The following is a 24,609-nucleotide window of genomic DNA, read 5'->3' as shown; positions in this document are numbered from 1 at the left end:
CACCTGACACCGTCCACCGCACCCCACGGGGACCGCGCCGATCGTGCAGCACCGCCACCCCTGAACGCTGCCGATCCACGCGGCACCACTCCAACGCCGCAGCCACGACCATCCGCCACGGCCGGTCGACGACCTGACGGTCAGGACGGGTCGAGGACGTTCAGCGCCGTGGCGGCTGGTGCGGGGCGTCCAGCCAGGTGCTGAGCAGCGGCACCACGGCGCGCAGGTCGCCTCCCGCGGCCTCCACGTGAGCGGCAGCGGAGGCTGCCGGGGTGGCGTTGAAGGCGATGGCCAGACCGACCGCGGCGAACAGGGGCAGGTCGGAGCGACTGTCACCGACGGCGGCACAGCCCGCCGGTGCCACACCGAGCTCGGCGGCCACGGTGAGGGCGAAGTCCCGCTTCCCCTCCTCGTCGGAGTGCTCGGCGACCTCACCGCTGTAGCGCCCGTCGACCACGGCCAGGACAGGGCCGCTGGCGCGGGTGAAGCCGAACCGCTCACACAGGTAGGTCCCGACCGGCTGCCACGCGAGGGTGGTCAGGACCGGGGCCAGGTCGTGCTCTCGGCAGCAGGCCACGGTTCGGCGATGCCCTCGACCAGCGGCAGCGACCCCAGGAAGCCGTGCACCTGCGCCGGGGTGTGACCGGCCCAGCCGCGGGCGTCGCGGACGGAGACCTCCTGGTTGCTGAACGTCCCGGCGGCGTAGCCGGCTTCCGCCTCGTGCACCACATCGGCGTGACCGAGCGGGTCCGCCAGGTGCTGCCCGCTGCTGGTCCGCGGCACCAGGGTCCCGTCGACGTCGAAGAACACCGCTCCACGCACCACGTCTGGAGGTTGCGGACCAGATCGACAGCACCTGTGCCGGCCCTGCGAACGTCCGCACGTGGCGATGTCCGGGCGTTCAGCCCTGGCCGTCGCACCCACCGCTGTCACCACATGAGATCCCCCGTGGGTGAACCGAAACGGTCACCCGGGTGACCAGATCGGCGCACCCACGTCTTCCCCCACGACGGGGGTCGCCCCGCTGCACCGACGTCACGGTCATCCCGCCTTCCGGGCGGGCGACCACGTAGTGAGGTCCTGCTCCTCAACGCTCAGACGTCGTCGCCCTCGGCCGCGGCGGGCACCGAATGGCCGTCTCTACTCACGTTCGACACCTCAGATGGGAGCCCGAACAGGCGGGACACGACAAGGCCCCGGGGGGTTTCCCTAGCCGAAGCTGGTACGCCGTGAATCCCGGGGCTCTCGTACCTCCCAGTTTAGGATCAGCGACCACAGGAGGCAAGCGACGGGCTGCCCGCAGGTGAGGAGCACGGGCAACGTGGACTGGCACGACGCGACACCCGACGTCATCACCGACGTGCAGCAGTTGCTGTCCCCTCCCCGCCTGGCCCCCTACCGCCAGGCCGCCGGTGGCGACCTGGCCGATGCGCTGACCCTCTACACCTCCAACGTGCAGCTCAGCGCCGCCTTCTACGAGTCCCTGCACTACTTCGAGGTCGGCCTGCGCAACCGCCTGGACCAGCAGTTGACCACCTGGGCCACCACCCTGGACCCCGCCCCGCCCGGATCAGCCAGCTCTCCTGACAGAACGCAGGCTCTCGGCGGCCGGCGCGACGTCGCCCTCGGCCCCACCCCCGCCGGGGAGCTGCCTTGGTACCGCCACCCGCAGGTGCCACTGTCCCTCAACGCCCGCCGCAAGGTCATGACGGCCATCAGGGCCGCCACCCGCGACGGACGTGAGGAGCTACCGGGCCGGGTGGTCGCCGAACTCACCTTCGGCTTCTGGTGGTCCCTACTGGCCGAGGAGTACAACCGCAGCCTGTGGCAGCCCTGCCTGCGGGAAGCGTTCACCCAGGTCCGGCGCCAGCGCCTGCACTCCGCCATCGATGACCTGCGTCAGCTGCGCAACCGCATCGCCCACCACGAACCCATCCACAGCCGTGACCTGCACCGCGACTACACCCAGCTGCTGGACACCGCCGGCCGCATCGCCCCACGCCTGCACTGGCTGATCGCCACGACCAGCCGGGTACCGGACCTCCTGCCGGCACGCTGACCACGCTGGCCTCCCAGCACTGACATCTGCACTGACATCTGCACCGACGTCGGCGGTCGTGCTTAGCGGCAGGAGCTGGCCTGCGCGCAGGCTCGGGCATGACCTCACCCTCAGCAAACCCGGACCATCTCCCCATGGCCCTGGGCGATGGGGATATGGCGCACCGACCCCCTCCGCCTGGCCGTCGCCGCCTACCTCGCCCGCTACCGCGGCCAGACCCGCCGCTACGCCGACTCCGACCTACGCGTCCACCTCACCTGGTGCCAACTGCGCGGGCTCAACCCGTTGCAAGCCCGGCGACCTCACATCGAGCTGTACGTGCGGTGGATGCAGGAGACCCAGCACTTCGCCGCCTCCACCGTCGTGCGGCGGACGTCGGTGCCTGCTGGCCTCGGCGGCCGCCCGACCCCGAACCACCGTCTTCGGCCACGAGGTCTACCCGACGTTGCCCGATCAAGCCGCGGCCCTGATGCACTCCTTGGCCCGCAACCACTCACCGGTCGACGACAACGAGCGCCTGGCCTGGTCCGCGACCCGCGTCTTCTGCCTGCTCAACGACACTGACCTGATCGTGGACGTCGACGACGCCGAGCAGATGATCTTGGCGGTGGTGATCGACCAGCACCTCCGGTGGAGACGCACGGTCAGGGCGACCTGAGGCACTCCTCGGATCCTGGCCAGAGTCGCCTACCGACTCTTCGCCGCCGGCTTCCGAGGCGCCTGGCGCCTGCGTCGTCGCCACTCCGCGGTCACCAGGATCAGCGAGGGGCAGAAGATCCACAGCGACAGGCGGACGGCTTGCTCGACGGAGGAGTGCAGCACGAAGAGGGTGACGGCTGCGAGGAGCAAGGCCAGCACGAACGGCACCGCGAGCAGCCACCGTCGACCGGGCCCACGCGGCAGGAGCAGGTTCACGCCCTCAGCATCACCCACCGCGAGCCCGCCCAGGTCCTCGTCGCTCACGAGTTCTTCGCCACCCCTCCGTCACGATGAGCTGCTGCTTCGACACGTCGCAGCTCCACGGTCATCCCGCGGTGCGCGCGGGCGCAGACGACGACCGGCCGGGCGGCGGTTCGGTGATCAGGACGTGGAGTCTCTGGTCGGAGCCGGGCAGCGCCGTCGGGCTCGGCGCAGGATCGGTTCGTGGGACGGACACGGGGGAGCTCGCTCGCTGTCGCGGCAGGGGCGGTCCTGGTGGTGGTCCTGGCCGGCTGCGGCGGGGGTGGTGACCTGTCCTTCCGCAACGACGGACCCGACGACGTGAGCGTCGTCTCCGACGGCCAGACCTCCACCGTCGACGCGGACGGCGGGATGGTGATCCTCGACGCGGGATGCACGGACGGGGACGTCCTGGTCACCTTCCCCTCGGGCAGGACCGTCACGCTCGCGGGCCCCGTGTGCCCGGACCAGGAAGTCGTCATCCACGACCAGGAGGTCGATCTGCGCACCCGCGCCGGCGGCTGAGCCGACTGCGCGGTCATCGTGCGGTCGCTCGGCCGCACCTCGAGGGACGACGGGAACGGCGCTGTGATCGCCGGGCCGTGACCTGCCCGGAGCGACCAGCAGGAGACTCACGCCGAGGAGGACCGACATCGAACCCGGTGCGAGAGACCGACGATCATCCGGTGCGACGAGCACCACGGTAGCGACTCCCAGCAGCGCCACGACCACCGCGAACAGCGCGGAGGCGTGCAACCTGGCGGTCGGCCCGTGCGTGCCAGGAGGTGGGAGGTGGGTGCGTGAACGCCACGACGAGTGAGTCCTTCGAGGACTTCGTCGTCGCCTCGGTCCCGCGGCTGCGGCAGGTGGCCTACGCCTGCTGCCACGACTGGCACCGAGCCGACGACCTGGTCCAGGACACCCTCGAACGCCTCTACGTCGTCTGGGGCCGGGTGACCCGGCACGGTGACGTCTTCGGCTACGCACGAGTCGTCCTGGTGCGCCGCTTCATCAGCGAACAGCGCCGCCCGTGGCGGCGGCGCGAGCACTCCACCGGCCGTGTCGAGGACCACGACGTCGCGGCCGCCGACGTGGACACCGGTCAGCGTCTGGACCTGTTGGCCGCACTCGCCGCGCTGCCCCCACGACAGCGGGCGGTGGCCGTGCTGCGCTTCGTCGAAGACGTCGACGTGGCCGAGGTCGCCGAGATCACGGGATGCAGCGAAGGCACCGTCGAGAGTCAGACCAGCCACGCCCGGCAGGCCCTGCAGCAGCGACGGCAGCCACCCTCGACACCCTTCCTGCCCACGGACGAGGTGAGTCCCCGATGAACCCTCCCGGCACCCGACCTGAACCGGACGAGGTCGCCGCGCAGCTGCGCGCGGCCCTGGCCGCGGCACCCGTGCCGGCCTCGCGCACCACCCCCGCCGGGGTCACCCGAGGCGGGAGACGCCGCAAGCTGCGCCACCAGGTCCTGCCCCACGCGGTGGCAGCAGCGGTGGTGGTGGCTGCGGTCACCGGTGGGTTGCACTTCGTCGGCGGGAGCGACGCCGTCCTCCTGCCCGTCTCCAGCACACCGTCCTACACGCCCTCGGCGACCACGTCACCGGAAGACGTCGTGCGGACGTACCTGCAAGCCCTGCACCGGCACGACGAGTCCACCGCGCGGGCGCTGGAGACCTCGAGGTTCGCCGGCCGGAGCGACTGGGCCGAGGATCCCCCTCAGATCGACGACGTCGAGGTGGGAACCAGCCTCCGTCAAGACCCCACGGGCACCGCAGCCGAGGGGCACGCCCAAGCCGTCTTCGTCCCCGTGACCTTCACCCTGCACGGAGCGGGCGACGAGACCATGCCGGACGGCCCCACGTCGTGGGGTTACCTGCTGATGCGCGACGGCGACCAGGACCCCTGGCTCATCCAGGACGACGGCGACGGCTGAACCACGCCTCAGGCCGTGGACGCCGTCGACTCCACGGTCGTCCCGCGTCCGTGTCGGCGGCACGGGACAGTGGGCGCGTGGATCTCCTGCGCGTTCCCGACCCCGTCCCGACCAGCCTCCTCGCCGGCCTCGTGGAGGTGCTGCGGGACGCCGTCCACGACGGTGCCAGCGTCGGCTTCGTCCGCGTCCCCGACGTCGTGGACGCCGAGCAGTGGTGGCGTCGGTACCTCGCGGGCGGGTGGACGTGGGTCGCGGTCGAGGAGGTGCAGGGAACGACACGGGTCGCCGGGACCGTCAGCCTGCGCGTGGACCAGCCCGAGAACGCCCCGCACCGCGCTGAGCTGACCAAACTGCTGGTCCACCGTGACTTCCGGGGGCGGGGGCTCGCCTCCCGCCTGGTGACCGCGGCGGAAGAGGCAGCTGTGCGAGCGGGGCGAACCCTGCTGGTGCTGGACACCGAGACGGGGAGCCCCGCGGAGGGCATCTACGAACGGTGGGGCTGGCACCGCGTCGGGACCATCGGGGGGTACGCGGTGAACCCCGACGGGGACGTGAGGGGTACGACGTTGTTCAGCAAGGTGTTGGACGAGCCGCTGGATCGGTGAACGACCGACACCAGGGCGTCGAGGCCCACCCTCGTGCCCACACCCCCGCTGGACGTGACGACTCGGTCACGTCGAGGAGCAGAACGCGCGGTCAGCTCACCGCACCTGCTGGATCTCCCGATGGTGCGGGTGCACCCGTTCCTGTCACAGGCTGCCGTGAGTTCAGCACCACGCCCCCGCATCCGCGATCCACAGCAAACGGCTCACTACGCGGTGGCAGGGCGTACCGCCCCAGGGCCTGGTCGAGGTCCCGCCAGCAGGACCAGACCCACCAACGACCTCACGGTCACCCCGCTGACCAGGACGTCGCCGACCTCACCGTCTTGTTGATGGGCATTCACCGCCGTCTGAAGACGCGGCTACGTAGCGGACGTGCACGTCAACGGCTCAGGAGTCGACCGCGATGCAGCGGTACTGCTGCTCGCCAGGCTGAGCGGTGAGTTGTCGACCCGAACTCAGGATGGGTGGTCGGTCGCGGGACGCTCGGTCATGTCGGTGAGCGGATCATCGCTCCGCCCCAGCCAAGGCACTACAGCTGGGGTCCTGGACTGCTGCGCCGAGCATCAGAGTGACATCGAGGAGAACACCCGAAAACCCCAGCGCGCTCCTGCAGGATGGGCGCTCGTGAGCGGCCCAGGACACAACGGTGTACCCGACGTGAGCAACCTGCGGCCCGTGTACTCCACCAAGCCCAGCCGCACGATGCGCTGGCTGGTGGGAGTCATCGTCACCACCAACACCGCAGCGGCCGTCCTGCGACTCACCGACGACCCTGACGGCTGGGACGTCGCCGTGTCCATCCTCAGCATCGTCCTCTGGTTCGGGTTCTCATATCTCATCCTCTTCGGCCAGCCGGCCACCCGACTCAGCGCCAACGGTCCAGCCGTCCGACGCTCGGGGCGCTGGCGGCAGTACTTGTGGACTCAGGTACGCGAAGTGCAGGTGCAGACCCGTTGGACGGAGGTGTCCCTGCTCGTTCTGGACGATGACTGCATCGTGCGACTGGTCGGAGTTCCCGTCGAGGACGCGCAACGACTGGCCGATGCTCTGCAGGATCGGGCGAAGCCGTGATGCTGCTCCGGTTCTCGAGCAACCGAAGCGGGGACTAGAGAGCGTTCGTTCCCATCCCGAACTGCGGATTGACGCTGCTGGCTTTCGACCGCAAGCACTCACCCGTACGAGAGTCATGCTGCTGACCAGGACGTCGAGGACTTCGCGGTCTTGGCGAATTGCGGACGGTCACTCCGCCATCGTGGGACGTGCTCGATGGTGCAACGAGTGATCAACTTCAGCCGACCGGCATCGCCTCTGCGACCTCTTCGACAGCGTCCGGGACCCAGCGCAAGACGTCTCCCGGCTGGCACTCCAGCACCCGGCAGATCGCGTCCAAGGTGGAGAACCGCACCGCCTTGGCCCGCCCGTTCTTCAACACCGCCACGTTCGCTGGCGTCAGCCCGATCCGGCGGGAGAACTCACCCACCGACATCTTCCGTCGCGCCAGCATGACGTCGAGGTCGACGACCACAGCCATCAGACGACCTCGGCCATCTCGGTCTGCAGCACCGTGGCCGAGGCGAGCAGTCCTCGCATCACGACCATCAGCAGCACGAAGCTCACCCCGCCCACCAGAGAAGCAGCCTGCACCACCAGTGCGAACGGTCCCCCGACCCCGACCCAACTGATCATGTGCGTCACCGTCGCCACCGTGATCGCGGTCGCGACCGCCGCGGCGACGATGATGACGTCCACCCACCGCAAGGCCCGTGGGTCGAAGATCCACCGCTGCTCGACCATCGACAACAGCTTCCACACCGCGAACAGCGCAGCCTGCACGCAGACCAGGACCACGATCATCGCGATCGCGTACGGCACCGCCAAGTAGGCCAGCTCGGGGTACTCCTGAGCTGACTGCGAGGCGGCGACGGGGACGTAGACGGCCTGACCGAAGAGGGCACCAAGACCCAGGACGACGAGGCAGAAACGCAGGGCGCTGATGACGTTGCCGTTCACCTGTCGATCATCATCCGATAGCTATCGAAAAACAATAGATATGATGACCGGTTCCCCAGAGGGGCGACCTCAACACCGCACGGTCCCCAAAAGTCTGCCGTCCAACGACTTCACGGTCATCCCGCAGATGGTGAGCGGCCGCGCGTCACCAACAGCGTCTGACCCACCACGAGGTCATCTCCCCGCTGCCCGCCGCTACCGTCACACCCGTGCCACGCCCCACGCCGTCCCCGGCAGCTCTGCTGATCACCGGCACCGTCGGATCGGGCAAGACCACCACCGCCGAAGCCATCGCCGCACTGCTGCGCGAGAACGCGACCCCCCACGCCGTCATCGACCTCGACGCGCTGCGCAACGCCTGGCCCAGCCCCCAGGACGATCCCTTCCACGAGCACCTGATGCTGTCCAACCTGCACGCGGTGGCCCGCAACCACCTCGCCGCCGGCGCGGTCCGGCTCATCTTGGCCGGAGTGCTCGAAAACCCCGACCAACGACCGCTGTACGAGCGGGCCGCGGGTGCAGCACTGACGGTGTGCCGTCTGCGCGTGAACCTCTTCGACGTCCACGCCCGCCTGCGCCAGCGCCACCACGATGACCACGTCGCGCTGGACTGGCACCTGCGCCGCAGCGGGGAACTGGACGCCATCTTGGACGCAGCAGGGGTCGGTGACGTCGAGGTGGCGGTAGCCGCAGAGCAGGCCCCCTCCGAGGTGGCCCTGGCGGTGACCCACGCCGTCGGCTGGAACCCCGACAGCGACTGACGAGGCCGTCGAGCCCAGTCGTGCAGTGCGCGGTCATCCCGCGGTGCGCGCGATCCTGAGCTGCCGGCGACGTCGCGCTCATGGCTAGAAGTGGGCGGTGTCCTCGCTCGGCGAGACGAACATCCACGATGTGGTCACCCGTTCGGGTGATCAAGTCCACGGCTCAAGTGCCGACCAGCAGATGCCGATAGGTCACAACGCACCGCCGCGTACGCGAGCACCAGCATCGGGGAGCAATGGACACCCACGGCCCGTCCACGTCTACCGACACTCCCGCCCGCTGGGCCCTGCGGTCATCGCGACGCACCCTCGGGCTTCTCGGTGTTCTCGGCGCCATCGCAGTCACCACCAGCGGAACCACCGCGTCCGGCACCGCGACGGGAGCCGTCTTCCCGCTCGACCAGGTCCAGGCGGTGGTGCCCATCGACACCACCAACTGGCTGGGCCTGCCGGGCACCTCCGGATCAGCCCCCGCCGCCGAGACGATGAGCTTGATCGGCTGCCACTCCCTCTCGACGTGGCTCGGTGTAACCCTCCCCGACCTCGCCGGCTACACCCGCACCTGCGCCTTCTACCAACCGAGCCTCCCCTCACACCCCGGACAGACCGTGACCGTCCTGCCCCCTCGCCACACCGCCAGCTCCGGCAAGACACGACCTGAGGACAGCTTCACCGCCCAGGTCTTCTACGCACCGCCCGGCGTCGACGTCCACACCACCCCGCTGGACCTGAGCTACCAGCGCGGTCTGCTCAACGTGTCGATCAGTGACGCCGTGACCAAGGCGGACACTCCGCAGCAGTCACAGACCTTCGACAACCCGATGGCCGCCGTGACCATCTCGGGCACCCCGCAGCGGCAGTCTCGAACCTTCGACAACCCGCTGGACTCTGTCCAGGGCGGTCACGTCAGCGGCACCCTGCACGGACGTCCCGCCTCGGTGCACCGGACCTTCGGCGACCAGATCTCGGTCGAAACCGTCCTGCCCGTAGGCCGCGATGCCCTCTCCCTCCAGATGTCCAGCGAGTTGGCACCGGTGAGGGCCATCGCTGCAGCACTGAAGGTGCTGCCCAGCCGACCCCCACGCTCGGTCATGGCGATGTCCGGGCGTTCAGCCCTGACCGTCGCACCCACCGCTGTCACCACATGAGGTCACCCGTGGGTGAACCGATCTGGTCACCCGGGCGACCAGATCGGCGCACCCACGTCTTCCCCCACGACGGGGGTCGCCCCGCTGCACCGACGTCACGGTCATCCCGCGGTGTGCGTGATCGACAGAGGGCGGCGACGTCGCAGTCTTGGTGAGGAGCGGAGGGCCGCGAAGCTGATGCCACCATGCAACCGTGGACATGCGCGAGGCCGCGGAGGCCTACTGCTCTCTGATCGAGCACAGCGACGCGAGCGATGAGGCCACCTTCGCCTCCCAGCTGCTGATCACTCTCAGCGACGCTGTCGCTGCGGCCGTCCGCCTCCCAGACGTCGAGCCCACCGATGCCGAGTCGCCCGTGGCCATCACCCACGAAGAGTGGCGCACCTGCTACCAACGCATCGGCCAGCTGACCGGACCGTGGGCCGGGTACTACTGGGAGGCGTTCCATCCCTTCGCTCTTCAAGAAGCAGATGCGAGCGTTGGCCTCGGCGACATCATCGACGACCTCACCGACATCTGGCGCGACCTCAAGGACGGGCTGCTGGCTCTGCGCGCAGGTCTGAGCCTCAACGACGTCCAGTGGCAGTGGCGCCAGGACTACTGGGGGCACTGGGGCCGGCATGCTGCCGGCGCCTCACGTGCGCTTCTGCTGCACCTCACCGACACGGGACACCCATCGCCGCGAGAGACCTGATCGCCGGCTCCACGTGAGGTGCTGCACCAAGCGCAGAACGCACGGTCATCCCGCGTTGTGCGCGGTCCTGAGCTGGCAGCGGCGGCGCGGTCTTGACGAGGAGCGGGCAACAAGGGCCTGCGCCGATCACGCTGCGACCACCGCTCGGCACACACGGCACCAGCTCGCTGCTCCCTTCGGGGGATGCCCGGCGGTCCGCTACCGCATCGCCCACGCCATCGTGGAACATCCGCACGGTCCGGTTCGACGTCGATTCCACAGGCGGCGCGGGCTGTCGTCACCGAGCGTGATCGTGAGGGGTTCTCCGTGCAGTTGGTCCACCAGGGGCGCATGGCCGTCTCCTACTCCCAGGCCTACCTGTCCGCCGGGGACCTCCCCGACGACTACGAGGACGCTTTCGCCGGGCAGGTCAACGGCCTGGCCGGCGGGCAACTGCTGGGCCACCTGACCCTGCTGGTCGGTGTCCACACCGGAGACGTCGGTGTCCGGGTCCTGCTGTGCGATGAACCACCGCCGGTCGGGCCGGAGTGGGAGGACGTCGTCGAGGCGCCGTTCACCCCCCAGTGGCCCGAGACGGCTCTGGCCGGATGCCTGTCCGACACCGTGTGCCAGCTGCACCTGGACCAGCCCAGCTACCGCGCCCGCTGGAGCGCTCGGGGCATCGACGCCGGCCGCAACGCCGACGTCGTCATGACCGACGAACCGTTGGTGGACCACTACGAGCTGGCCCTGTGGCCCGCTCCCCCCGCTCCCGATGCGATCGTGCGCGTCGGTAGTGAGACCGCCCGCTACCGCCACCGGATGCAGGACCCCGCCTTCGCTCGCGCTGCGCGGACGTCCGCGACGTGGGGTGAGACCCCACTGCCGAGCCAGGCGCTGCTGGACGTCTTCGAAGCGCCCTGGCTGGTCGAGCTGGACCGCGACCTCGCCGAGGACCTCGCGGCGGCCGAACCCGGCGTGCAGCGGGCCGTGGCGTACTGGGCCGCGCAATGGGCCTGCGCCCGGACCGGCGTGGACCGGGTGGACTGGATCGCCGCGGCGCTGGGCACGCTACGTGAGGACCGGCCGCTGCCGGCGCTGTTCCACGACCCCGACGCCCTGTACGCCCGCTTGGACGACTCCCTCCCCGCTCCGGACGGTGAGGCGTCCGCGGTCAACGGTTACCCCCGCAGCCGGACCGCGTACGCGGTGTCCAGCCTCGTCGAGGCGGCCGGCACCGACCCCCTGAGCGCGGTCGTGGCCACCGTGAAGGAAGTTCACGAAGCGATCGGGCAGGAGCACGCGGACGCCTTCCTGGCGCAGGTCCGTGAGGAACTGACACGTCTGCGGCGAGAACTGATCGAGCAGTTCGGCGTCGGGGCCGTCGTGGACCACCGGCCCCCGTTCACCGAGCCGGACCCGCTCGATGAGGTGCCCGAGGGGATGGACCCCGAGGAGTACTTCGACCTGTGCCGGGAGTGGAAGGTGCAGGACGGTGAACAGCTACCTTCCGAACGGTTGCTGTCCGTCGGCGGCCGCGCGTCGTCGGTGGGCCGACGACACCGCGAACTGGCCGAAGCCCTGGCGGTCATGCCGGCCGGCGAGCAGCGCGCGGTGGCAGTGTGGGCGGCCCGCCGGGCGTGCACGATCGCTGGGCTGCTCGGCCAGGATTGGATCGAGGAGGCTCTGCACGCTGCCGCCGGTGGTGGGCCGCTGCCGCCGCTGTGGGACGACCCCGACCAGGTGCTGACGAAGGTGTTCCCCCTGGAGGAGGGGGACGAGGAGCAGGTCGTGTACAGCGGCTCCTACATCAGCTGGGCCGAGGAGGAGGTTCACCAGCCCTACGCCCCCGAGGTGGTCGCCCTGGACGCGCTGCAGCAGTCCGCGCTGCCCGAGACCGCCGAGGCAGTGCTGGGAGCCGTCGACGCCCTGTCCCTGGGGCACGAGGAACCGAGGACAGTCCTGGAGGACGTGCACCGTCGATTGGCCGCAGGAGACTTTCCTCAGCAGTGACCACAGAGGGACGTCGCGGTCATCCCGCGGTGTGCGCGCTGCCGCTGACGGTCGGCGTCGCGGTCTTGCCGATGGCCGCGCTGTCGCGCTCATGCCGATGACCGAGCAATTGCACATCGGCGTCCCTGGCGCCAAAATGGCGCCATGCCGAGCGTTCAGATCAAGGACGTCCCTGACGAGACGCACACCGTCCTCCGCCGTCGTGCTGCCCTGGCTCACCAGTCCCTGCAGGAGTACCTCTTGGCCAAGCTCGTCGAGGAGGCCAGCACCCCCTCCCTGGACGAGGTGCTCGAACGGGCCGGGGGTCGAGCCGGTGGCAGCCTGTCCTTCCGCGACGCGGTGAAGGTGGTGCACGACGACCGTGATCGTCGTTGACGCCAGCGTCCTCGCTCCTGCCCTGGCCGACGACGGACCCGACGGGGACCGGGCCCGGGACCGTCTGCGCGGCGAAGTGCTCACCGCCCCCGAGGTGATCGACCTCGAGGTGGCCTCCGTCCTGCGCCGAGCCGCGATCGGAGATCGCCTGCCGCAGCGCCGCGCCGACCTGGCGATGGACGACCTCATCGACCTACCCCTACGACGAGCCGCTCACCGGCCGCTGCTGCGCCGCTGCTGGGAACTGCGCCACACCGTCACCAGCTACGACGCCGCCTACGTCGCGCTGGCCGAGGTGCTGGGCATCGTTCTGGTCACCGCCGACGCCCGACTGTCCCGCGCCCCGGGCATCACCTGCGAAGTGGAAGTCATGCGCTGACTTCGGTGCCACACGCACCGCTCAGCAGGACGCTGTTGCCGTCCGCACATGCCGATGTCCGGGTGCGAGTTGAGCGCGAAGATCACCTGCATATTCCCGCGGTGCGCGCGAATGCGTTCATCAGCGGAGCGGTGAGTTCAGTCGTCATCTGATGGGCGCGACGTCGTCGCTCCCCGTCTCATCGCTGACTGGCCGACCATGCCGTCGCACGCTTCAGCGTGCCGGGCAGCAAGTAGCCCGAGGGAGGTGGCAGGCCCCCGGCACGTCAGCGAAGCCGACCGTTCCTGGCTGCTCGAGAACCAAAGGATCATCACCGGCATGGAGCCCGTACTCGCTCGGCTGGACCTCGTCGAGGTCGAGCGTCCTCGCCCCGGCAGTCCCGGTCTGCAGAAGCGCGCCCGGTTCCTCCACCGACTGCAGGAGCCGTTGACACAACTGGACTTCGTCGTCGACGGCGCGTCGGTGCTGCAACGAGTCCTCTCGGTGGACCTGCCACTGCCCCACGGCCTGAACGAGTCCCAGTTCGTCAGCGTCGTAGACCTCGCCTGGCCCGAGCCCTCCGCGCTGAGCCTCCAGCAGCTGCTCGGCGCGCTGGAGCGTGACGCGGACTGGGACGTGCTCGAACCAGGCCGGCTACCCCTCTACGGCTGCCCCGAGTGCGGTGACCTCTACTGCGGCGCACTCACCGTCACCGTTGCGCGCGAGGTGGACCCCGGCGATGGGCGGGAGGTCGTGCGCTGGACAGACGTACGGTGCGAAGACGCTCACACTCCAACCGAGGAGATGCCAGACCTCTCCTCGGTCGGGTCCTTCACCTTCGACGCTGCTCGCTACGACTCCACGTTGCGCTCGGCGCTGCGCCGGATGAACGACCTGACGCAGGACGAGCACCAGGCTGAGGCAGCCTGGACGGCGCAACGCGGGTTTCGCGGCCGACTGCGGCGGCTCCTGGACCCCAGGACCAGATGACATCGGCGAGGGCAGACCCCTTGCAACGCAGGTCATCCCGCGGTCCCTGCGCGATCACGACGGCCCTGTGACCTCGCGGCCTCAGCAAGAGGTGCACCATCGTCCCTCGACGAGGATCGAGGACCAGATGAGCGATGAACACACGCCCCAGGAAGACGAAGCAGACCACGAGGACTTGGAACATCACCCTCTTCGACCTGACCTCCGCTGTGCCCGACCAAGCGCTGGAGGAGGCACCTTCCCGATCCGGCGGCAAGTCCCGGCGCTACGTGGACTACCGCCCCCTCGCAGGACGAGACATCATCGACTTCCTCAGGACGGGCGATGTCCCCACGGGCGCCCACGACCTGGCGACCGCTGACTGGGCCGCCCGTACCCTCGACGAAGCCACCTTGCTGACCTTGCTGTCGTGGGTGCGCCGCGCCGCAGCACACAGCTCCGAGTAGTACCGGTCACGGCGGCGACAGGAACGTCGTCCACGTCCGTACGTGCCGCGATCTCCGGCTCTGCGACTTCACGGTCGTCCCGCGTCGTGAGCGCTGTCGCCCCGGAGTTGGCGACGACCGGATCTGACGATCTGCGGGCTGTGGCTCAGGAGGTGCCACGATTCGGAGGTGCCATCCGACTCGTACCGGCCCACGGTCATCTCCATCGCTGCGGAGCACGTCGAGGACGCCTACGTCTGGGACAACTCACCAGGCGAAGTCGGCAGCCTGGACCCTTCGGTCCTGGTCGACATGGGCGCCGACGCCGCCCTGCTCGCCCGCCTGAGCGCGTGGAACGACACCTACGGCCAGCTGGTGGTCACCGACTTCCAGTGGCGGGCCGAGCAGAGCGAAGCGGAGTGGGCCGAGGAAGGGTTGCAGCTGGCCTTGGAGCTGCAGCGGCAGCTGCCCGGCATCGAGGTGCACTACGGGAACTACGGACTGGATCCCTCGTGCCCGTCTCTGCGTCAGCAGCTCGGCCTGCCGGCGCTGCCCGCCGTTGCCAGGCCGGGCGACGACGAGCGCAGGTCCGACCTCTACGCCTACGCCCCGTTGAGCGGCGCCACCCACCGAGCGCACGAGGCCGGTGCGACGGCATCCGAGTGATCCCGGGCGGTGCACGACGACCGTGATCGTCGTTGACGCCAGCGTCCTCGCCCCCGCCCTGGCCGATGACGGACCCGACGGAGACCGGGCCCGGGATCGTCTGCGCGACGAGGCGCTCACCGGCCGCTGCTGCAGCCGGGAACTGCGCCACACCCTCACCAGCTACGCCGCCGCCCACGTCGCGCCGGCCGAGGTGCTGGGCATCGTCCTGGTCACCGCCGACGCCCGTCTGTCCCGTGCGCCGGGCACCACCTGCGAAGTGGACGTCGTGCGCTGACCTCAGTGCCACCCGCGACGATGACCGCCGGCTGTACCGGAAGGTCGTCCCCGGCTGCCCCGCTGCTGGCACGCTGGTCACGTGATCCTCCCGAAGGTCCGCGACCCGCGACTGGTCACGATCCGCCGTGGCGGAGAACTCACCGACGAGGATCACCGGCTCATCGCCCTGTGGGCCGCTGACTGCGCCGACCACGTGCTGCACCTCTTCGAGGTCGAACAGCCCTCTGACACCCGCCCCCGCGAGGCCATCGAGGCAGCACGCGCCTGGGCCGGCGGCAGCGTGCAGATGATGGACGCTCGAGCTCGCGGTGGGCACGCGATGGGAGCGGCTCGCCCGCTGCGGGGGGCTGCCCGCTGCGCCGCCTACGCCGCCGGCCAAGCCGCGTGCGTGCCTCACGTGCCCGAGCACGACCTCGGCGCCGCCGCCTACGCGATCAAGGCGGCACGGGCAGCGGGCACGGCCGGTCCCACCACCGGCCGGCTGGAGCGCGACTGGCAGCGCGAGCAGCTCCCGGAGCGCATCCGGGAACTGGTGCTCGAGGACCAAGCCAGACGCGACGCGATCTGCTGGTCCGTCTTCGGCGACTGACGAGACCTCGCGGTGCGGTCTGGTCGACGGGGCGAAGGGCGGACACGCGGAGTGGGGCGGCGTGCTCGTTCTCTGGGCGCGACCCCCACGATGCCATCGGTGCCGCGTCCGGTCGGCGAGTCCCGTCGGCGGTGTCAGCCGGGCAGCAGACCCTCGGCCCACAGCGCCTGCAGGACGCGCTCGCTGGCACGGCCGTCCTCGAGGGCGCAGAAGCGCTCCACGAACCGGGCGTAGCGTCCCGCCTGCGCAGCGGCCACCGCGGGCAGGTCGAGCAGCGCCGCGGTCAGCGCCTCCTGGTCGAGCAGGACCGGGCCCGGCGCCTCCGCCTCCAGGTCGAAGGTGAAGCCGCGCAGGCGGTCGCGGTAGTGCGCGAGGTCGTAGGCGAAGACCAGGATCGGCTTGCCCGTGACCGCGAAGTCGAACATCGACGACGAGTAGTCGGTGACCAGGACGTCGGCGGCCAGGTACAGGTCGGAGATGTCGGGGTACGCGCCCACGTCCTGCACCCGCCCACCGCCGGCGGGACGGCTCTGGTGGCCCATGTAGTGGTGCAGGCGCAGCAGGACGACGGCGTCGTCGCCGAGGCGCCGCGCGAGGGCCCCGACGTCCAGCCCCAGCGGGGCGTCGACGCCCGAGGCGGCCTCGTCGTCGCGGTAGGTGGGCGCGTACAGGACAGCCGTCGTGCCCTCCGCGAGGCCGAGGTCGGCGCGCACCCGGGCGCGCCGGGCGTCGCGATCGGGCGCGGAGAGCACGTCGTTGCGCGGGTAGCCGGTCTCCAGCACCCGGCCCCGGTAGGCGAACGCAGCCCGCAGCAACCGCGTCCCCTCGGCGCTCGGGGTGACGAGCAGGTCCCAGCGGGCGATGTCGTCGTCCAGCTCGGCCATGACGTCGTCCGGGGGCTGGAACGCGGCGTCGCGGTGGATGCGTTTCAACGGTGTCCCGTGCCAGGTCTGCAAGTACACCGCCCCGGGACGCTTGCGCCACCGGTCGAGCTGGATGTGCGTGTTCGAGACCAGCACGTCCGCCGCCTCGAGCGCCGCGACGGCTTGCGGCGTCCCGATCGGCACGGTCGCCACGTCGGGCGGGAACGTCGCGGCCTGGCGGGAGGAGGCAAGCCAGAGGTGGTCGACGCCGTCACCGCCGCGGGCGGTCCAGGCCTCGTGCAACGCCCGCGGGTTGTCGGCGTAGCGGCCGTTGTCAGCGTTCCAGACGACCTTCACCGATCTCCCGCCCCCACCGTGCTCGTCCCGGGCGGGATGTCCCGCGCCGTGCGCCGACGCTAACCGCTCGACAGGGTTCGTGCAGGCCGGTGAGGACCTGGTGGTCCGACTGCGGACCGAGCTCCACCGTGGTCGAGGGGCGCGACCGGCAGGGACCTGACCCGGCGCCTCGTGCTCGATCATCGGGTCAGGCGCGGGAAGCGCGGTGTCCCCCGCGCAGCGGTGCATCCGTTGAAGGGCTGCGAGGTTCACGCTCGTCCTACCCGAGCTCCGGCGTGCCACCTACCGCCTGCTGAGGACGACGAAGGACTGACGCCGCGAACGCGCAGAAGCGCCGACGACTGCACTGTCGCGCTCATGGCGATGTCCGGGCGTTCAGCCCTGGCCGTCGCACCCACCGCTGTCACCCCATGAGGTCACCCGTGGGTGAACCGAAACGGTCACCCGGGCGACCAGATCGGCGCACCCACGTCTTCCCCCACGACGGGGGGTCGCCCCGTTGCACCGACGTCACGGTCATCCCGCGGTGTGCGCGCTTCTGACCCGCCGGCGACCTCCCGGAGATCCCGCTTGTGTGGGTGATCCGGGCGGCCATTGGTGACCGACGACGTCGTGGTCGTGGCCGTGGTCGTGGCCGTGGCCGTGGCCGTGGCCGTGGCGTGGCGAGAGTGCGAAGAGCCGCCTCGCCGCTCCTGCGCTCAGCGACGCCGACGACCCAGGGCGTACCCGACGGCCCCGGCCACCACGACCAGACCCAGAGCGGCCAACTGCCCGCCCCGGTACTGCCGGGAGGTCATCACGGCCAGGCCCCCCAAAGCCTCGACGGGGATCGAGCCGTCATTGGTGTCGTACCAACCGAACGCCGCGTACGGACTGGAGGCGAGCAGAGCGACACCGATCAGGAAGAGCAAGACGCCCGTCGCGGCGAGCAGGGTCGTCACACGGGGACGTCTCACGCAGGAAGGATCGCAGCCACTGAGCTCGGAGCGAGACCCTACGTCGTCGGTCAGGCCGCCGTTCGGGTGCTCGGAGAACCGATCGGCACAGGAGTCGAGTCAAGGACCTCACGGTCATCCCGCGATCTGGGCGCAGTCGTGGACGGTCGGATGATCCTGCGGCCCCGAGCCGCTTCACGCCGGGACGTGGTGCGGCAGCACTGCTTCCCGGCACCGGGGCCCGGACCCGGCGCACGCCGAGGGGCTGGAGGATCGGGCACGGGATGCGGGGACGTCACCGGTGAAGCGCTCATCGCTGTCCACGCTCACCGCGCCGCCGTCCAGGCCGACACCGCCGCGCCACGGGGGTCCACGGGGATCCACGAAATTGCTTTCGTTGCCTCGATCGGGTAGCCACACCTCGTGAAGACATCGCGGTTCGCGCTCGACGTGGCGACGGGTTTCCTGGCCGGCTGGGTGGCGGTGCGGGCGAAGGCGAAGGCCGAGTCCACGCTGCAGGGCTGGGGCGAGAAGCTCCTCCCGCCCGCACCCGGTCAGAAGGAACTCCCCGGTGCCGACCCCGCGGGCCACGGCGACCGCATGCCCCCCTCGGTGCTGTACCGGCGTCTGGTCGACCTGCGCGGCGGGAACGGCGACGCCCTGGAGGGCGACGCCCTGGAGGCGGGCGCTGTCTGGTTCCACCGCGCCCTGGCCTACGGCTACCCCGTCGCCTACTCCGTGGTGTCGCGGCGGGTGCCGCTCACGCGGGCCGGGGCAGGGACCCTGGGCGGCGCCGCGCTGTTCGGCGCCTTCCACGCGACGCTGCTGCCCGTGATGGGCGTGCAGGCCCCGGTGTCGGACCTGCCGAAGGCGTGGTGGGTCTGGGAAGGCGGGTCGCACGTGGTGTTCGGCGTCGCCGTGGACGTGGTCGTGGGGGCGGTCCGGCGTGTCACGGGCTAGCCGCGACCTTTGGTCAGTCGACGGCTGAGGTCGTCGAGGGGCTCGGCGTGATGCTCCTCGCGCCACGCATGCCCCTGGCGACTTCATCCCCGGCAGCGACGGCAACGGCGGAGAGGTCATCTCCAGCAGCCGTCCCGGAGGCCACTGGTCCACGGCACCTCGAACAGCCCGACGTCCGGTCATCCCGCGCTCAGTGCGCGGTCGCGGACGGTCGGAAACTTCACGGGCACCTCGCTTACCAAGGTCCCTGGCACTTCACTGCCGACCGCAGCTACCTTGATCAGGTCGTCCACTTGGTGAGCGGCAGCGCCCGCTGCCCGACCACGGCGAGACGGCGAAGGAGCATCGTGGGCGACACGGTCTACGACTACCACCGCCTCAACCACCTCAACGTCTTCGACCACGTCCGATGGCGCGGCCCCGACGACTTCGCCCACCGACTCGGCTTGCAACCAGACCACTCCGGTCAGCTCCTGTGCGCCGATGAGACCCACGCCGTCATCGACTGGGTCAGCGTCCCCGGCATCGGCCGCTACGACGGCCGCTTCGACCCCCACTGGGTCGAACGCATCTCCGAACAGGAGCACGAACAGGCCGCGCAGCAACTGCGCAGCCGATGGGCCGGCTTCGACCTGGACGACCGCGACGTCCGAGCCGCCTGGACCCAGAACCGTTGGATCGGCCCCGATGACCCCTTCCTGCCCGATACCCGGGTGAAGTACGTCGGCGACCAAGAAGGCGCTGACCGCCTGGGTCTCCAGCCGGAGCATCCGGGGACCGCCCTGAGCAGCGGAGAAAAGCACGCCATCGTGCATTGGGTGGACGCCGAAGGGATCTTCGAGCACGAGGGCGTCATGGACCCCAGAGACCTCGAGGCCATCGACGAAGAGGACTTCCAGCGACGTGCGCAGGTGTTGCGCGACTCCGGCTGGCGCTGGATCTACTACAACGCCGCCGACGGCTGGTTGGACCCAGCCCTGCGAACCCGTCCTGGTGAGTAGTCCTGGCGATCACCGTGCACTGTCCAACAACCGCACGGTCATCCCGCGGCGCACGTGCGCGCTGTGCTGGACGGATTCAGCTCGGCAACCGGAAGAACCATCCGTCGGCGGAATCGACACTGCCCTCGGCCCCGGGCAGCACCCGCCCACCCCACCGCACCACGACGTCACCGACGAGTCCCACCGCACGCCCCGCCTCCCGCGGGCCGGGCACAGCGGGGAGCTTCGCCCACTCCCCGTCCGGGCCCAGCAGCGCGGTCTGACGATCCGAGACCAGCAGCACGTCACCACCACGGGTCAACGCCACCGGCTCGGCCATCGACCCCTCACCGGGCAGGGAGGCGAGCTCTTCGACGTGAGCGGTGTCCACGGCGACCGCCGCGAGGACGACGTCCTGCCCGAAGGTGACCCCGAGCACCCGCCGCCCGTCCCACAACAACTCGTCGAAGCCCACCCAGTGACCCGGTGAGCGGTCCACCCCCGCACTGCCCCCGTCCGCCTCACCCGGACTCGCCGCCTCACCCGGTTCCGGCGCCCGGCCGGGGTCTCCGTCGACGCCGGCGGCTGGTCCGATCGCCCACTCCGCGACCTGGTCCCACCCGCCCTGCGGTGACCAGGTCACCACCCGCCGGCACGCCTGCTCGTCGGAGCAGCCCGCACCGATCGCCTTGACGATGATCACCAACTGCGTCCCCGTCCACACGCTGACCAGCTCCTGCTGGTAGGCGTCGGGCAACGGCCACGGATCCAACGTCCACCGCCCCGTGTCGGCGTCGAAGGAACCCACGGCCACCGGCTTGCGCACGCGTTCGTCCTCGGTGGCGTTCGGCCAGCCGGCGACGACGAACGTGCGACCCACCCAGCGCCCGCTCTCCCCGGCGGTCAAGGGCAGTGGCGGGGGCGCCTGGGCGACGTCGAAACCCGTGGGCCCGAGCCACGGTTCCAGGAAGGGGCCTCTCGCGTAGCTGTCCACCCCGTGCAGGCTCGGCTGCGGGGTCCACGAGCCGGTCGCCGCCGACCAGGACGCGCCGTCGTCGCGGAAGCTGGGGACCGGTCCCGCGCAGCTGCCTCCGTCGCCGCACGGTGCCGGGGTGGGATCGGGGTGGACGTAGCCACCGGCGACGGCGAACTGCCCGTCCCGCACCGTGCTCGCGGCGTCGCCTCGGGCACTGAGCGGTGCCGGCGCCATCTCCACCCAGGCGCCGCTCAGGACGGGAACGTCCCACGTGGGCTCCGGCAGCACCCCGGGCTCCGGCGCGCTGCGGCAGGCCGTGGAGGACAACGCCAGGAGCGACACCAGCGACCACGCCACCACACCTCGCCCCACCCTCATGAGGAGTGGACGAGACCCGGTGCCGTCGGGTTCCACCCGCCGAGCCGGCCCACGTGCTGCGCTCGGCCGGGTCCCCGTCGCCGCGGGTGACCAGCAGCCGTCGACGCAGCACGCTGCCTCCGCGAGTCCCCGTGAGGCACTGTGGACACGTGAACCCCGGCGTCAAGACCACGGGCGGCTGCGTCGGCGTCGCCGTCGTCCTGGTCGCCCTGCTCACGGGCTGCTCGCCGTCGACCCGGACCGCAGCCGAGCGGGCCGCCACCGGAGCTGCCACGAGCCCGGCCCCCACCACCGCGTCCACCCCACCCGTCCAGGACCCTGACGCGCCGCGTCTGGAACCGGTGAGCACCACCAGCACCGTGGAGGCCGACGGCGAGGGGTGCGCCCGGATGGGCCAGGGACGCGCCGCCCACCGCGCCGGTGACGACGGGCCCGACCCCCACGCCTTGCCCGCAGGAGCCACCGACCACCTGCGCCGGGTCTTCGCAGCCTCCACCGACGTCTCCGACGCCGCCGCCTACCGCGAGGACGACGGCGACAGCATCTTCATCTGCACCGGCTACACCCTCCGCGAGGACTCCAGCGGGGCGATGTCAGCCGTCATCCCCGTCCCGGCCGCCACCTCGGTGATCGCCACCGTGGCCGGCGCCGGCGGCGGGTACAGCCCGGGCGAGAACGTCGTGGACTACTACGGCTACGCCTCCGACGACGTCGCTCACGTCGTCGTCACCACACCCGACGACCGGCGGCACCTCGCTGCGGTCGAGGGTCACGTCTGGTGGGCCGCGCCCGTGGTGGACGAAGCGACCGCGGCCCGCTCGCAGGAGGGCACCTGGCAGGCGCTGGACCACGCCGGCGCCGTCCTGGCCGAGGGTCCGACCCGACCCGTCTGACCTCGAGCAGGCGACCTCACGGTCACCCCGCGGTCCGTCAGTCCGTCGAGGTGGCGGTGCCGGCGGGCAGCAGGTCAGCCAGGAGCGCCTGGACGCGGGCGCGGATCTCGTCGCGGATCGGACGGACCGCCTCGATGCCCTGCCCGGCGGGGTCCTCCAGGACCCAGTCCTCGTAGCGCTTGCCCGGGTAGAACGGGCACGCGTCGCCGCAGCCCATGGTGATGACCGCGTCGGAGGCCTGCACGGCCTCGGGGGTGAGGACCTTGGGCTGCTCGGCGGTGATGTCGATGCCGACCTCGGCCATGGCCCGCACCGCGGAGGGGTTGATCCGGTCGGCGGGCGTGGAGCCGGCCGAGCGGACCTCGACGGCCCCACCCGACAGGGCCGTCATGAACCCCGCGGCCATCTGCGAACGGCCGGCGTTGTGCACGCAGACGAAGATCACACTGGGCTTGTCACTCACAGATCTCTCCTCGGTCATGGGATCAGCAGCTGCCGGAGCCGGAGCGGCCGTGCGCGAAGCCCAGACCGGCCCCGACAGGGCCGGTCCCGGTGCTGACGGGCCGGGGCGCAGCCGCAGCGCAGCGCGAGCCACCGTCAGCGGCGTCGATCTCCGGTGTCGAGCACACGCCGGTCTCGGGCAGGTCGAGCTGCAGGTCGGCCGCTGCGGCAGCGTCGCCGGCGAGGTGCGCCGCGATGGAGCGGACCTGCTCGTAGCCGGCGGCCAGGCCGACAGGTCCCGCGCCGATGACGACAACGGGCAGGGTCTCAGCGGTGGTCATCGCGCACTCCTGCTCGCCGGGGCGGGGACGGTGGGGTCACCGGGGAAGAAGCGCCGTCCGGCCCACAGGGCGACGTGGACGAAGGCCACCAGGACGGGGACCTCGATGAGGGGACCGACCACCCCGGCCAGGGCCTGGCCGGAGGTGACGCCGAAGGTGCCGATCGCGACGGCGATGGCGAGCTCGAAGTTGTTGCCCGTCGCGGTGAAGGACAGCGTGGAGGTCTTGGCGTAGCTGAGGCCGATGCGCCTGCCCAGCACGAAGGACCCCGCGAACATGATCACGAAGTAGGCCAGCAGCGGCAGGGCGATCCGCGCGACGTCGCCGGGCTGGGAGGTGATGGCGTCCCCCTGCAGCGCGAAGAGCATGACGATCGTGAAGAGCAGTCCGTACAGGGCGATCGGCCCGATCCTGGGCAGGAAGCGGCCCTCGTACCAGGCGCGGCCCTTGGCCCGCTCGCCCAGCGTGCGGGTGAGGAACCCGGCCAGCAGCGGGACGCCGAGGAAGACCAGGACGCTCACGACGATGGCGCCGACGGAGAACTCCACACTCGTGGTCGACAGCCCCAACCACCCGGGCAGGACCTGCAGGTAGAACCAGCCCAGGGCCGCGAAGGCGAGGATCTGGAAGACGGAGTTGATCGCCACCAGGACGGCGGCGGCCTCGCGGTCACCGCAGGACAGGTCGTTCCAGATCAGCACCATGGCGATGCAGCGGGCCAGGCCGACGATGACCAGCCCGGTGCGGTACTCCGGCTGGTCCGGCAGCAGCAGCCAGGCCAGCGCGAACATCAGCGCCGGGCCCACCAGCCAGTTGAGGATCAGCGAACTGACGAGCAGCGTGCGGTCTGACGTCACCCGGGAGGTCTCGGAGTAGCGGACCTTGGCCAGCACCGGGTACATCATCAGCAGCAGCCCGACCGCGATCGGGAGGCTGACCGAGCCGACCTCCACGGCGCTGAGCGCGTCGTCGAGGCCCGGGACGACACGGCCCAGGACCAGCCCGAGGGCCATGGCCGCGACGATCCAGACGGGCAGGAAGCGGTCCAGGACCGAGAGGCGAGCCAGCACCGGAGTCTCGGTGCTGCCACGGGGGTTCTCGGCGACTTCCTCGGTGTGGAGGTCGCTCATGCCTGCAGGTCCTCTCGGTCCGACGTGCCCACCGACCGGCGAACATCGACGTGTGTCGATGCCGACCCTGGCAGGGACATCGGTCACTGTCAATATCGACAACGGTGAATGCTTGGCGCCACACTGGGCGCATGGCCTCCGCGACACCGACCCTGGCTCGCCCCTCTGCCGCAGGGAGCGTCGCGTGCTGCGCCCCTCTGACCCGCGAGCCCCTCAGTGCCGAGACCGCAGCGTCGTTGGCCCGGACGCTGAAGGCCGTCGCCGACCCCGCCCGACTGCGCCTGCTGTCCCTGGTCGCCGCCCACGAAGGGGGCGAGGCCTGCGTCTGCGACCTCGTCGAGCCCCTGGGCCTGAGTCAGCCCACGGTCTCGCACCACCTCAAGGTGCTCGTCGACGCCGGCCTCCTCACCCGCGAGAAGCGCGGGGTGTGGGCCTACTTCACCGTGGTTCCCGAGGCCCTCAACGCCCTCTCGGCCGTCCTGGCCGCTCCCGTCGCCGCTGCTGCTCCCCGAGCCTGACGGATCCC

The 24,609-nt window shown here is 70.7% G+C and carries 33 protein-coding genes; 22 read left to right on the top strand and 11 right to left on the bottom strand.

Translation table 11 applies throughout. The annotated features are described in order from the left end of the window. Window positions 1-160: 160 nt before the first annotated feature. A complete protein-coding gene (locus tag AC0I8G_RS05925; protein WP_471729117.1) occupies window positions 161-577 on the bottom strand; it encodes an HAD family hydrolase in 417 nt (138 codons plus the stop codon). Beyond that, entirely contained in the window at window positions 538-825 is a 288-nt protein-coding gene (locus tag AC0I8G_RS05920) for a hypothetical protein (RefSeq protein ID WP_471729116.1), read from the bottom strand. Before AC0I8G_RS05920 ends, AC0I8G_RS05925 begins: the two co-directional genes overlap by 40 nt. 496 nt (window positions 826-1,321) lie before the next feature. Between AC0I8G_RS05920 and AC0I8G_RS05915 the strand changes: the two genes are divergently transcribed. Together AC0I8G_RS05915 and AC0I8G_RS05910 are read left to right on the top strand one after the other, a co-directional pair. Then, window positions 1,322-2,059, top strand: coding sequence for an Abi family protein (locus AC0I8G_RS05915; protein WP_471729115.1), 738 nt, complete (start codon window positions 1,322-1,324; stop codon window positions 2,057-2,059). Window positions 2,060-2,117: 58 nt separating this feature from the next. After that, window positions 2,118-2,717 carry a type II toxin-antitoxin system death-on-curing family toxin gene (locus AC0I8G_RS05910; protein WP_471729114.1) on the top strand — a complete coding sequence of 200 codons (600 nt, stop codon included), beginning with the start codon at window positions 2,118-2,120 and terminating at the stop codon, window positions 2,715-2,717. A gap of 29 nt (window positions 2,718-2,746) precedes the next feature. On the opposite strand, the gene AC0I8G_RS05905 is transcribed toward AC0I8G_RS05910, so the two are convergent. Next, entirely contained in the window at window positions 2,747-3,022 is a 276-nt protein-coding gene (locus AC0I8G_RS05905; protein WP_471729113.1) for a hypothetical protein, read from the bottom strand. A 180-nt stretch (window positions 3,023-3,202) separates the two neighbouring features. On the opposite strand from AC0I8G_RS05905, the gene AC0I8G_RS05900 reads away from it, so the two are divergent. From AC0I8G_RS05900 to AC0I8G_RS05880, 5 genes are all read left to right on the top strand, one after another. Continuing rightward, the gene (locus tag AC0I8G_RS05900; RefSeq protein WP_471729112.1) at window positions 3,203-3,523 is read left to right on the top strand and encodes a hypothetical protein; all 321 of its coding nucleotides are present in this window, start codon (window positions 3,203-3,205) and stop codon (window positions 3,521-3,523) included. A gap of 275 nt (window positions 3,524-3,798) precedes the next feature. Beyond that, the gene (locus AC0I8G_RS05895; protein ID WP_471729111.1) at window positions 3,799-4,329 is read left to right on the top strand and encodes a sigma-70 family RNA polymerase sigma factor; all 531 of its coding nucleotides are present in this window, start codon (window positions 3,799-3,801) and stop codon (window positions 4,327-4,329) included. Further along, window positions 4,326-4,937: a hypothetical protein gene (locus tag AC0I8G_RS05890; RefSeq protein ID WP_471729110.1), complete on the top strand. Its 612-nt coding sequence runs from the start codon at window positions 4,326-4,328 to the stop codon at window positions 4,935-4,937. Before AC0I8G_RS05895 ends, AC0I8G_RS05890 begins: the two co-directional genes overlap by 4 nt. Before the next feature lie 77 nt (window positions 4,938-5,014). Further along, window positions 5,015-5,542 carry a GNAT family N-acetyltransferase gene (locus tag AC0I8G_RS05885; RefSeq protein ID WP_471729109.1) on the top strand — a complete coding sequence of 176 codons (528 nt, stop codon included), beginning with the start codon at window positions 5,015-5,017 and terminating at the stop codon, window positions 5,540-5,542. A 372-nt stretch (window positions 5,543-5,914) separates the two neighbouring features. After that, a complete protein-coding gene (locus tag AC0I8G_RS05880; protein ID WP_471729108.1) occupies window positions 5,915-6,613 on the top strand; it encodes a hypothetical protein in 699 nt (232 codons plus the stop codon). 217 nt (window positions 6,614-6,830) lie between these two features. Here the strand turns inward: AC0I8G_RS05880 and AC0I8G_RS05875 are convergent, their stop codons facing one another. Then, the gene (locus AC0I8G_RS05875) at window positions 6,831-7,073 is read right to left on the bottom strand and encodes a helix-turn-helix domain-containing protein (protein WP_471729107.1); all 243 of its coding nucleotides are present in this window, start codon (window positions 7,071-7,073) and stop codon (window positions 6,831-6,833) included. Next, window positions 7,073-7,552, bottom strand: coding sequence for a DUF2975 domain-containing protein (locus AC0I8G_RS05870; protein ID WP_471729106.1), 480 nt, complete (start codon window positions 7,550-7,552; stop codon window positions 7,073-7,075). Before AC0I8G_RS05870 ends, AC0I8G_RS05875 begins: the two co-directional genes overlap by 1 nt. Window positions 7,553-7,761: 209 nt before the next feature. On the opposite strand from AC0I8G_RS05870, the gene AC0I8G_RS05865 reads away from it, so the two are divergent. The 11 genes from AC0I8G_RS05865 (at window position 7,762) to AC0I8G_RS05815 (ending at window position 15,829) form a co-directional block, all read left to right on the top strand. Then, window positions 7,762-8,313, top strand: coding sequence for a zeta toxin family protein (locus tag AC0I8G_RS05865; RefSeq protein WP_471729105.1), 552 nt, complete (start codon window positions 7,762-7,764; stop codon window positions 8,311-8,313). Window positions 8,314-8,549: 236 nt separating this feature from the next. Continuing rightward, window positions 8,550-9,461, top strand: coding sequence for a hypothetical protein (locus tag AC0I8G_RS05860; protein ID WP_471729104.1), 912 nt, complete (start codon window positions 8,550-8,552; stop codon window positions 9,459-9,461). Between the two features lie 199 nt (window positions 9,462-9,660). Beyond that, window positions 9,661-10,155: a DUF5063 domain-containing protein gene (locus AC0I8G_RS05855; protein WP_471729222.1), complete on the top strand. Its 495-nt coding sequence runs from the start codon at window positions 9,661-9,663 to the stop codon at window positions 10,153-10,155. A 306-nt stretch (window positions 10,156-10,461) separates the two neighbouring features. Next, entirely contained in the window at window positions 10,462-12,147 is a 1,686-nt protein-coding gene (locus AC0I8G_RS05850) for a hypothetical protein (protein ID WP_471729103.1), read from the top strand. A gap of 144 nt (window positions 12,148-12,291) precedes the next feature. Next, the gene (locus AC0I8G_RS05845; protein WP_471729102.1) at window positions 12,292-12,522 is read left to right on the top strand and encodes a FitA-like ribbon-helix-helix domain-containing protein; all 231 of its coding nucleotides are present in this window, start codon (window positions 12,292-12,294) and stop codon (window positions 12,520-12,522) included. After that, entirely contained in the window at window positions 12,509-12,901 is a 393-nt protein-coding gene (locus AC0I8G_RS05840) for a type II toxin-antitoxin system VapC family toxin (RefSeq protein WP_471729101.1), read from the top strand. Before AC0I8G_RS05845 ends, AC0I8G_RS05840 begins: the two co-directional genes overlap by 14 nt. A 318-nt stretch (window positions 12,902-13,219) precedes the next feature. Further along, window positions 13,220-13,870: a hypothetical protein gene (locus tag AC0I8G_RS05835; RefSeq protein ID WP_471729100.1), complete on the top strand. Its 651-nt coding sequence runs from the start codon at window positions 13,220-13,222 to the stop codon at window positions 13,868-13,870. A 134-nt stretch (window positions 13,871-14,004) separates the two neighbouring features. Next, complete coding sequence (locus tag AC0I8G_RS05830; RefSeq protein ID WP_471729099.1) at window positions 14,005-14,316, top strand: hypothetical protein; 312 nt, start codon at window positions 14,005-14,007, stop codon at window positions 14,314-14,316. Window positions 14,317-14,484: 168 nt separating this feature from the next. Continuing rightward, window positions 14,485-14,961: a hypothetical protein gene (locus AC0I8G_RS05825; protein ID WP_471729098.1), complete on the top strand. Its 477-nt coding sequence runs from the start codon at window positions 14,485-14,487 to the stop codon at window positions 14,959-14,961. A gap of 22 nt (window positions 14,962-14,983) precedes the next feature. Further along, entirely contained in the window at window positions 14,984-15,238 is a 255-nt protein-coding gene (locus tag AC0I8G_RS05820) for a hypothetical protein (protein ID WP_471729097.1), read from the top strand. Window positions 15,239-15,319: 81 nt separating this feature from the next. Further along, entirely contained in the window at window positions 15,320-15,829 is a 510-nt protein-coding gene (locus AC0I8G_RS05815; protein ID WP_471729096.1) for a putative immunity protein, read from the top strand. Between the two features lie 134 nt (window positions 15,830-15,963). Here the strand turns inward: AC0I8G_RS05815 and AC0I8G_RS05810 are convergent, their stop codons facing one another. After that, window positions 15,964-17,049 (bottom strand): CDP-glycerol glycerophosphotransferase family protein, encoded by a 1,086-nt coding sequence (locus AC0I8G_RS05810; RefSeq protein WP_471729095.1) that lies wholly within the window; start codon window positions 17,047-17,049, stop codon window positions 15,964-15,966. 698 nt (window positions 17,050-17,747) lie between these two features. Beyond that, complete coding sequence (locus AC0I8G_RS05805) at window positions 17,748-18,005, bottom strand: hypothetical protein (protein ID WP_471729094.1); 258 nt, start codon at window positions 18,003-18,005, stop codon at window positions 17,748-17,750. A 402-nt stretch (window positions 18,006-18,407) separates the two neighbouring features. Here AC0I8G_RS05805 and AC0I8G_RS05800 point away from each other — a divergent pair, with 402 nt between their 5' ends. Beyond that, a complete protein-coding gene (locus AC0I8G_RS05800) occupies window positions 18,408-18,944 on the top strand; it encodes a DUF1440 domain-containing protein (RefSeq protein ID WP_471729093.1) in 537 nt (178 codons plus the stop codon). Between the two features lie 347 nt (window positions 18,945-19,291). Next, window positions 19,292-19,945, top strand: a complete 654-nt coding sequence (locus AC0I8G_RS05795) for a hypothetical protein (protein ID WP_471729092.1) — start codon at window positions 19,292-19,294, stop codon at window positions 19,943-19,945. 76 nt (window positions 19,946-20,021) lie between these two features. Here the strand turns inward: AC0I8G_RS05795 and AC0I8G_RS05790 are convergent, their stop codons facing one another. Beyond that, window positions 20,022-21,257 carry a hypothetical protein gene (locus AC0I8G_RS05790; protein ID WP_471729091.1) on the bottom strand — a complete coding sequence of 412 codons (1,236 nt, stop codon included), beginning with the start codon at window positions 21,255-21,257 and terminating at the stop codon, window positions 20,022-20,024. Between the two features lie 170 nt (window positions 21,258-21,427). Here AC0I8G_RS05790 and AC0I8G_RS05785 point away from each other — a divergent pair, with 170 nt between their 5' ends. Then, the gene (locus AC0I8G_RS05785; RefSeq protein ID WP_471729090.1) at window positions 21,428-22,171 is read left to right on the top strand and encodes a hypothetical protein; all 744 of its coding nucleotides are present in this window, start codon (window positions 21,428-21,430) and stop codon (window positions 22,169-22,171) included. A gap of 37 nt (window positions 22,172-22,208) precedes the next feature. Here AC0I8G_RS05785 and AC0I8G_RS05780 read toward each other — a convergent pair whose 3' ends face one another. From AC0I8G_RS05780 to arsB, 3 genes are read right to left on the bottom strand one after another with little or no spacing between them, the layout of a single operon-like run. After that, on the bottom strand, window positions 22,209-22,634 hold the full coding sequence (locus AC0I8G_RS05780) for an arsenate reductase ArsC (RefSeq protein WP_471729089.1): 426 nt from the start codon (window positions 22,632-22,634) through the stop codon (window positions 22,209-22,211). A 22-nt stretch (window positions 22,635-22,656) separates the two neighbouring features. Next, complete coding sequence (locus tag AC0I8G_RS05775) at window positions 22,657-22,953, bottom strand: hypothetical protein (protein WP_471729088.1); 297 nt, start codon at window positions 22,951-22,953, stop codon at window positions 22,657-22,659. Next, the gene (gene arsB / locus AC0I8G_RS05770) at window positions 22,950-24,083 is read right to left on the bottom strand and encodes an ACR3 family arsenite efflux transporter (protein WP_471729087.1); all 1,134 of its coding nucleotides are present in this window, start codon (window positions 24,081-24,083) and stop codon (window positions 22,950-22,952) included. Before arsB ends, AC0I8G_RS05775 begins: the two co-directional genes overlap by 4 nt. Window positions 24,084-24,214: 131 nt before the next feature. Between arsB and AC0I8G_RS05765 the strand changes: the two genes are divergently transcribed. Beyond that, window positions 24,215-24,601 carry an ArsR/SmtB family transcription factor gene (locus AC0I8G_RS05765; RefSeq protein WP_471729086.1) on the top strand — a complete coding sequence of 129 codons (387 nt, stop codon included), beginning with the start codon at window positions 24,215-24,217 and terminating at the stop codon, window positions 24,599-24,601. Window positions 24,602-24,609: the final 8 nt, after the last annotated feature.

The sequence above is a fragment of the Kineococcus sp. AC630 genome (assembly GCF_979255925.1).
This window is presented reverse-complemented; position numbering and strand designations above follow the sequence as displayed.

Coding starts and splice junctions, on each gene's coding strand:
- AC0I8G_RS05775 (WP_471729088.1), bottom strand. CDS start 22,953: ATGACCACCGCTGAGACCCTGCCCGTTGTCGTCATCGGCGCGGGACCT.
- AC0I8G_RS05890 (WP_471729110.1), top strand. CDS start 4,326: ATGAACCCTCCCGGCACCCGACCTGAACCGGACGAGGTCGCCGCGCAG.
- AC0I8G_RS05830 (WP_471729099.1), top strand. CDS start 14,005: ATGAACACACGCCCCAGGAAGACGAAGCAGACCACGAGGACTTGGAAC.
- AC0I8G_RS05875 (WP_471729107.1), bottom strand. CDS start 7,073: ATGGCTGTGGTCGTCGACCTCGACGTCATGCTGGCGCGACGGAAGATG.
- AC0I8G_RS05860 (WP_471729104.1), top strand. CDS start 8,550: ATGGACACCCACGGCCCGTCCACGTCTACCGACACTCCCGCCCGCTGG.
- AC0I8G_RS05855 (WP_471729222.1), top strand. CDS start 9,661: ATGCGCGAGGCCGCGGAGGCCTACTGCTCTCTGATCGAGCACAGCGAC.
- arsB (WP_471729087.1), bottom strand. CDS start 24,083: ATGAGCGACCTCCACACCGAGGAAGTCGCCGAGAACCCCCGTGGCAGC.
- AC0I8G_RS05835 (WP_471729100.1), top strand. CDS start 13,220: ATGGAGCCCGTACTCGCTCGGCTGGACCTCGTCGAGGTCGAGCGTCCT.
- AC0I8G_RS05845 (WP_471729102.1), top strand. CDS start 12,292: ATGCCGAGCGTTCAGATCAAGGACGTCCCTGACGAGACGCACACCGTC.
- AC0I8G_RS05765 (WP_471729086.1), top strand. CDS start 24,215: ATGGCCTCCGCGACACCGACCCTGGCTCGCCCCTCTGCCGCAGGGAGC.